Here is a 7,310-nt window from a genome sequence, read left to right on the forward strand (position 1 = left end):
GGGTGCGAGGCAGTCTAGACCACGACATTGACAATCCGATTCGGCACCACGATCACCTTGCGCACCGGTTTGCCATCGATGGCGCGCAGGACATTGTCGTTTGCCAGGGCGAGTTTCTCAAGGGCACCTTGTTCCATGTCGCGAGACACTTCGATCGTGGCGCGCAGCTTACCCGCAACCTGTATGGCGATTGTCACTGTATCGTCGCGGGCGAGATCCGGATCGGCCACCGGCCATGGCTGCTCCAGCAGCAGCCCATCCTTCCCCAGAGCCTGCCAGATTTCCTCCGCCAGATGCGGCACCATCGGGCCGATCAGCTTGGCCAAAGCCTCCAGCGCTTCACGGCGCGCCCAGGCGGTAGCTGCATCGTCGCCCCGGATTGCCTCCTGCAGGTTGGCAAATTCATGGATACGCGCAACGGCCTTGTTGAAATGGAACTGTTCCAGATCCTGGGTCAGCGCAGCAATCGTCTTGTGCAGGGCCCGGCGCAGTTCCAATGCGGCATCGGGCCATTCGGCCGGCAGTGTAGCTGCTGACGCGGCGATCGGTCCGCGTGGCTCGGAAACCAGGCGCCATAAACGCTGCGTGAAACGCCAGGCACCTTCGACACCAGACTCGCTCCATTCCAGATCACGCTCCGGCGGACTGTCCGACAGCATGAACCAGCGCGCGGTATCAGCGCCATAGGTATCGATGATCAGGCCAGGATCGATGACGTTCTTTCTAGATTTCGACATCTTCTCGGTGCGGCCTACTGTCACCGGTTCCCCGGTGCGGATATGCACCGTTTGGCTGCCATCCTTCTTTACCTCGGTCGGCTGCAGCCAGGCGCCGCTGCTGTCGCGATAGGTTTCATGGCAAACCATGCCTTGCGTGAACAGGCCGGCAAAAGGCTCGCCGCTCGGCAATGAGAGGTAGCCGGTGTCGCGCAGGGCGCGGGTGAAGAAGCGCGAATATAGCAGATGCAGAATGGCATGCTCGATGCCACCGATATACTGATCAACAGGCATCCAGTAATCGACTTCGTCTTTTATCAGTGGCAGATCGGCGCGCGGGCTGCAGAAACGGGCGAAATACCAGGACGAATCGACGAAGGTGTCGCAGGTGTCGGTTTCCCGCTGTGCTTTGCCGCCGCAGCTCGGGCAATTCACATGCTTCCAGGTCGGGTGGTGATCCAGCGGATTGCCTGGTCTGTCGAAGGTGACATCGTCAGGCAGTTGCACCGGCAGATCGGCGGTCGGCACCGGCACGATGCCGCAGGCGTCGCAATGGATCACCGGAATCGGACAACCCCAGTAGCGCTGGCGCGAGACGCCCCAGTCGCGCAGACGGAAAGTCACAGTTCCTTCCCCAGCGTTCAGCGCTTCCAGCTTCTTGATGGCCGCGCGTTTGGCTGCGGCGACATCCAGGCCGTTAAGGAAATCGGAATTGATCGCCACCGTATTATCGGTCTCGGTGAAAGCCTCGGTCCCGATTTCGATATTGTGCTGCCCCTTCGGCGCAACGACGGCCTTGACCGGCAGGTCGTATTTACGCGCGAAATCCAAGTCGCGCTGGTCGTGGCCGGGGCAACCGAAAATGGCGCCGGTGCCGTATTCCATCAGCACGAAATTGGCGACATAGACCGGCAGTGTCGATTCGGGCGCGAAGGGGTGCAGGGCTTCGACCGGAATGCGGTAGCCCATCTTTTCGGCTTTTTCCAGCTCGGCTTCTGCCGTGCCGGTCTGGCGGCATTCTTCGATGAAAGCAGTCAGCTTGGCGTCGGTCTTGGCTATTTCAGCGGCCAGCGGATGATCGGCGGCGATCGCCACGAAGCTGGCGCCATAGAGCGTATCCGGCCGCGTCGAGTAGACCTCGATACTGTCGACACGGTTCTTCAGCGCGAAGGCAAAGCGTGCGCCTTCGGACTTGCCGATCCAGTTCTGCTGCATCAGCTTGACCCGTTCTGGCCAGCGTTCCAGACCGGTCTGCAATGCGTTCAACAGATCGTCGGCATAGGCCGTGATCTTGAGGAACCATTGTGACAGCTTGCGCCGCTCGACGATCGCACCCGAGCGCCAGCCGCGTCCATCGATCACCTGTTCATTGGCGAGGACAGTGTGATCCACCGGATCCCAATTGACGAAGCTTTCCTTGCGATAGATCAGGTCGGCTTTCAGGAAATCGAGGAACAGTTGCTGCTGGTGCTTATAATAGCCTGGATGGCAGGTCGCGAATTCGCGGCTCCAGTCGAGCGACAGGCCCATGCGCTGCAATTCGGCGCGCATGTTGGCGATGTTGTCGTAGGTCCAGGCGGCTGGATGAACTTTCTTCTCCTGCGCGGCATTCTCCGCCGGCAGGCCGAAAGCATCCCAGCCCATCGGATGCAGCACGTTGAAGCCGCGTGCGCGCTTGTAGCGGGCGACGACATCGCCCAGCGTGTAGTTGCGCACATGCCCCATATGGATGCGCCCCGACGGATAGGGGAACATCTCCAGCACATAGTATTTCGGGCGTTTGGGATTGGCTTCGGCGCGAAAGGCCTGCCGCTGGTTCCAGGCGGCTTGCCATTTGGTTTCCGCCGCCTTGGCATTATAGCGGGACATTCGGGTTCCGGTGTCTGACGAGTCTAGAGCGGGCGCTTGCTGTAAGCGCGTAAAATCTTAGCGGCGGGCCTCGGCTTCCATGCGGAATTCGCGCGCCCGTTGCAAGATAGCATTTTCCATGCTGATCGCGGTATTCGGGGCGGCTGCCTGATCGGCCCAGTTATCCCCCTGGCGCACCTGGCGGAAGACGGCAACGCGAATCCCATCGGCGCGCAGCGCACGATCCAGGATATAGACATTGACTTTGAAACGTTCGGTCGGCGTCTGCGGCGGTGTGTACCAGTCGGTGATGATGACGCCGCCAAAAGGATCGGCCGAAATCAGGGGCATGAAGGACACGGTATCCAGCGTCGCACGCCACAGGAAACTGTTGACACCAATACCGCCGCTGCCGCCATCCTCCTTCTTCTTGTCTCCACCGCCCAGGATATTGAGACCGCCAGACCCGAAAACCGACTGCCGGCCAGCCGAGGGTGCCGGGTCGTAGGTGCCGTACTGATTCTTTTCCGGGAAGTAGGTCTGGGTTTCGTTATCGCCCGGCGCCGAGCAGCCGGCCAAGGAAACAATAACCATAACAGAGGCAAGCATCATCCTGCGATGAGGGAAACCCCGGGGGCAAATGGTGATCGGACGCAGAGACGCCATTGTGGCCATCCTTCTGGAACGCTTACTGCAGCAGTGAATAGCTTAGTCTATAACAGCCCCCAATGACCGGCCAGTATTACGCCCTCGGGGATTGTGAGTGGACTGGAAAAGATTTAAGTCGGGTCGCGCCGTGAGCATCGAGCTATGGATTTGAAAACAAAGGCTATTGACGATCTTTTGCAGCATGCCTGGAAGGCTCAGGTTGCTGGCCATCTGGACGAGGCCGCAGCGATTTACCAGCAAGCCCTGGCACGGCAGGAAACGGCACCGGCCTGGCTGGGGCTGGGGCAATGCCATCTGGAGCGCAGGGACCCTGATGCGGCTCTCAATGCCTTCCAGCGGGCTCTGGCGCTGCTGCCGGAATCCGGCGCGATTCGCCATATGGTCGATATGCTGGAGGGTAAACGCGTTCCCGATCGGGCCCCGGACGACTATGTCGTGTGGGTTTTCGATGGCCATGCCGAGAGTTTTGATGCCCATCTGGCCAGCCTGAATTACCGCGGCCCGCAGATGATTGCCCATCTGGCTGAACAGGCCTGGGAAAAAGACCGCAGCCGCACAATCCTCGATCTTGGATGCGGGACTGGGTTGAATGCACCGTTATTCCGGGCCTATGCCAAGCAGTTGGATGGTGTCGATCTGGCCCCTAGGATGCTGCAGCAAGCAGGCCGTCGCGGCGGGTATGACCACCTTTACAAGGCTGAAGCCCATGCTTTCCTGCATCGGCCGCCCTGTCGCTACGATGCGGTCCTGGCCACAGATGTTTTTATTTACATCGGACAACTGGAGAATATTTTTTCATTTTCAGATCAATATCTTAACAAGGATGGCGAACTGCTATGTACGATCGAGCTGGCGCATGGTTCGCAGCCGGTAGAGTTGCGACCGAGTGGCCGCTTTCGGCAGGCTGATGCCTATATCCGGACACTCGCTGCCAACACCGGATTCGCAGTTGCCGCCACTTATGATGAACCGCTGCGAATCGAGGCGGGCGTACCTGAGGCGGGCCGGGCCTATCGACTCGTTCGCACGCACGCCAGGCTTTAACCGGATATTCAGAAACAGCAATTGCAGACATGCGGAACGGCATGCTGCACCGGGGATATCTGTTTGATTTCTCAAGACGAAAAACTGCCTGTGGTGATTTTGTGTGGCTCATTTGCAACACCGGTTCCAAAAGTCTCCCGGAAAGTGCTGCTTTAATTGACACTTGCGGGTCGCAGATGGCTTGATCTTCAGCGATCAGCGGCCCGTATCGGCTGTTTGTTCGATGCTAGGACTAGCACTGCAACCCTAATCCCGGTGGGAGAGGAAAGAGGAAAATGAAGAAGACTCTGCTTCTGCAAACAGCGCTCGTTGCCGCTGCCGGCCTGTTCGTGGCCGATATCGCCAACGCGCAGACCAAGGAAGTTCCGATCGGCGTTACCGTCGGCGGTTACTACAACCAGATGTTCCAGGTCCAGGATCGCGATCAGGAGACCACGGACATCCGCGATCATGGCTTCAAGGCCGATTCTGAAATCTGGTTCAACGTCCGCGGCGTGCTGGCCAACGGCACCGTGATCGGTGCCCGCGTCGAGCTCGAATCCGCCACTTATGGCGACCAGGTCGATGAGCGCTACATGTTCATCGAGCATGCCGAGTATGGCCGCGTCGAACTGGGTTCGACCGACTCGGTCACGACCAAGATGATCTATGCGGCGCCGAATTCGCTGCCGAACTACAGCACCACGGTGCATTCGGAATATTCGGCGGTGACTAATGCGCCGTTGATGCGTTTCGTCAACAACGTGGACGATGCCGAGCGTATCAACCTGTATAGCGCGTCGAACCGCTATTTCGGTTCCAAGGCCGGCAAGGGCCTGCAGATCGGTGCGAACTACACCCCGGATAACTGCCAGGACTTCTCGGTGCAGTCGACCGATGTTGCCAGCGTCACCCCCTGCGGCGGCGGTTTCCTGGCCGCTCCGGTCAGCCTCGAGCAGCAGTTGAACGTCGCTGCCAACTACCTCGAGTCCTTCGGCTCGTTCGATGTCGCCCTCTACGCCGGTTACAACAGCGTGAAGGTTCTCGGCAGCGGCGGCGCTACGACTGCCTTCCAGAACGATCGCGAAAGCGGCGTGCAGGGCGGTGCTCTGTTCACCTATAACATCGGCGATGGTTCGTCGGTTCAGTTTGGTGGCGGTTACACCAAGGAAGACGTCAACTCGACCCGTGAGCGTAAGGCCTACAGCCTCGGCGTTCGCTACCTGACCAACGGTGCCGCTCCGGGCTCGATCGGCCTCGGTGTGGAGTATTACGATCGTAACGAGCAGGGCACCACCCGCGCCGGCGATCTGGAATACTACCATCTCGGTCTGACCTATCAGATCGCCGCTGGTATCCTCGGCTTTGCCGGTGTGGGCGTGTCCGATACTTCGGATGCGATCACCACCACCAGCAACATCGACCAGACCTTCGGTGTGGTCGGTATCAATCTGACGTTCTAATCCGATCTACAATCGGACGTGAGGGAAGGGGCAGGGAAACCTGCCCCTTTCTTTTTTACCATTACTCATTTTCACGATTATTTCCGTTTTTTCGCTTTGATCCGTATATGTCGTGGCTTTTCAGCCACAGTACGCCACAATCTTTGATCCTGTGCTGATAATCACGAACGGCGCTAACGACTGCCAGAACCGCTTTTAAATATTCCGGGCGAAGATTAATCATATCGGCAGTTTGGTAACGCCTTGGTCCATCGTTCGTCGCTGACATGACAAACTTGCAAAGGACCCCAAGGATGAAAAAGCTTCTCCTGCTTCAGACCGCCCTTGTCGTCGGCACTGGCCTGTTTGCGGCTGACATTGCCGTGGCACAGACCAAGGAAGTGCCGATCGCCGTTACCGTCGGCGGCTATATTGCCGAGGTGTTCAAGGCTGCCGATTTCGACAACAGCCGCACGCTGGGCAGCCGTCAGAGTCATGGCTTCGGCGCTGCTGACGCTGAAATCTATTTCAATGTTCGCGGCGTGCTCGCTGACGGCACTGCGATCGGTGCTCGCATCGAGCTGGAAGGCTCGACGGAAGGCGACCAGATCGACGAACGTTATATGTTCATCGAGCGCGCTGATATTGGCCGGGCTGAAATTGGTTCGACTGATCGTGCCGCGTCGAAGATGGTCTATGGTGCACCCATTGCCATTCCCGGTTATGGCACGATCGATCCGACCGGCGCCATCTCGGTAACCAATGCCCCCACGGGTGCGCGCACCAGCGGCAATTTCACCAAGTTTACAGGTGCGCCGGACGATGCCGAGGGCATCAACCTGTATACCTCAGCTGACCGCTACTTCGGCTCCAAGGCCGGTAAGGGTCTGCAGCTTGGTGTTTCCTATACGCCCGATGGTTGCCAGGACTTCTCCGTCCAGTCGACGGATAATGCGAGCATCAGCCCGTGTGGCGGCGGCTTCACAAGCAAAACTGACGCCGGGCAGATTTCGAGGGCCTACACCTTCGCTGCCAACTATGTCGAATCCTTCGGCATGATCGATGTTGCGGTGTTCGGCGCCTATAACCGCTTCGACATCGAGGCGAACAGCACGGCTGCGGCCGCCGCGAACGGCGCGGCTCAGGTGTTCAAGAGCAACGGTCTGGAAGGCTGGGCTTTCGGCACGACGCTGACCTACAACATCGGCGATGGCTCAACTGTGCAGGTGGGTGGCGCCTGGAAGACCGAAGAAATGGGCGTCGGCAGCAACGACGACCGCAAGGTCTATACTGCCGGCGTGCGTTACCTGACCAATGGTGTCAATCCGGGCTCCATCGGTCTCGGCGTCGACTATGCCAAGACCAAGGCTGACCAGGGCAATATCTCGGGCTTCGCTGTCGGTGGCGAAGACGAGTTCACCTGGTACTCGCTCGGTGTGACCTACCAGGTCGCCCGCGGTATTCTCGGCTTCGGCGGTATCGGCCGCTATGAATACGAAGATGCCATCGCGGCCGGCACGGTGGTGAACGGCACGACCCAGCTCGACAACGACGCCAAGGCGAACTTCGCTGTCGTCGGTATGCGTCTCGATTTCTAAATCGGGCGGATATC

General features: G+C 58.9%; 5 protein-coding genes. 3 read left to right on the forward strand and 2 right to left on the reverse strand.

What is annotated here, in order from left to right:
• Positions 1–14: 14 nt before the first annotated feature.
• Together leuS and OJJ21_RS20595 are read right to left on the reverse strand one after the other, a co-directional pair.
• Positions 15–2,585 carry a leucine--tRNA ligase gene (gene leuS / locus OJJ21_RS20590; protein ID WP_297689396.1) on the reverse strand — a complete coding sequence of 857 codons (2,571 nt, stop codon included), beginning with the start codon at positions 2,583–2,585 and terminating at the stop codon, positions 15–17.
• 57 nt (positions 2,586–2,642) lie between these two features.
• On the reverse strand, positions 2,643–3,239 hold the full coding sequence (locus tag OJJ21_RS20595; RefSeq protein ID WP_297689397.1) for a DUF3576 domain-containing protein: 597 nt from the start codon (positions 3,237–3,239) through the stop codon (positions 2,643–2,645).
• Positions 3,240–3,374: 135 nt separating this feature from the next.
• On the opposite strand from OJJ21_RS20595, the gene OJJ21_RS20600 reads away from it, so the two are divergent.
• From OJJ21_RS20600 to OJJ21_RS20610, 3 genes are all read left to right on the forward strand, one after another.
• Positions 3,375–4,277 (forward strand): methyltransferase domain-containing protein, encoded by a 903-nt coding sequence (locus tag OJJ21_RS20600; protein ID WP_297689399.1) that lies wholly within the window; start codon positions 3,375–3,377, stop codon positions 4,275–4,277.
• A 275-nt stretch (positions 4,278–4,552) separates the two neighbouring features.
• A complete protein-coding gene (locus OJJ21_RS20605; RefSeq protein WP_297689401.1) occupies positions 4,553–5,719 on the forward strand; it encodes a porin in 1,167 nt (388 codons plus the stop codon).
• A gap of 293 nt (positions 5,720–6,012) precedes the next feature.
• The gene (locus OJJ21_RS20610) at positions 6,013–7,296 is read left to right on the forward strand and encodes a hypothetical protein (RefSeq protein WP_297689404.1); all 1,284 of its coding nucleotides are present in this window, start codon (positions 6,013–6,015) and stop codon (positions 7,294–7,296) included.
• The last annotated feature ends 14 nt before the right edge of the window (positions 7,297–7,310 follow it).

The sequence above is a fragment of the Ferrovibrio sp. genome, from assembly GCF_025869515.1.
Lineage (GTDB): Bacteria > Pseudomonadota > Alphaproteobacteria > Ferrovibrionales > Ferrovibrionaceae > Ferrovibrio.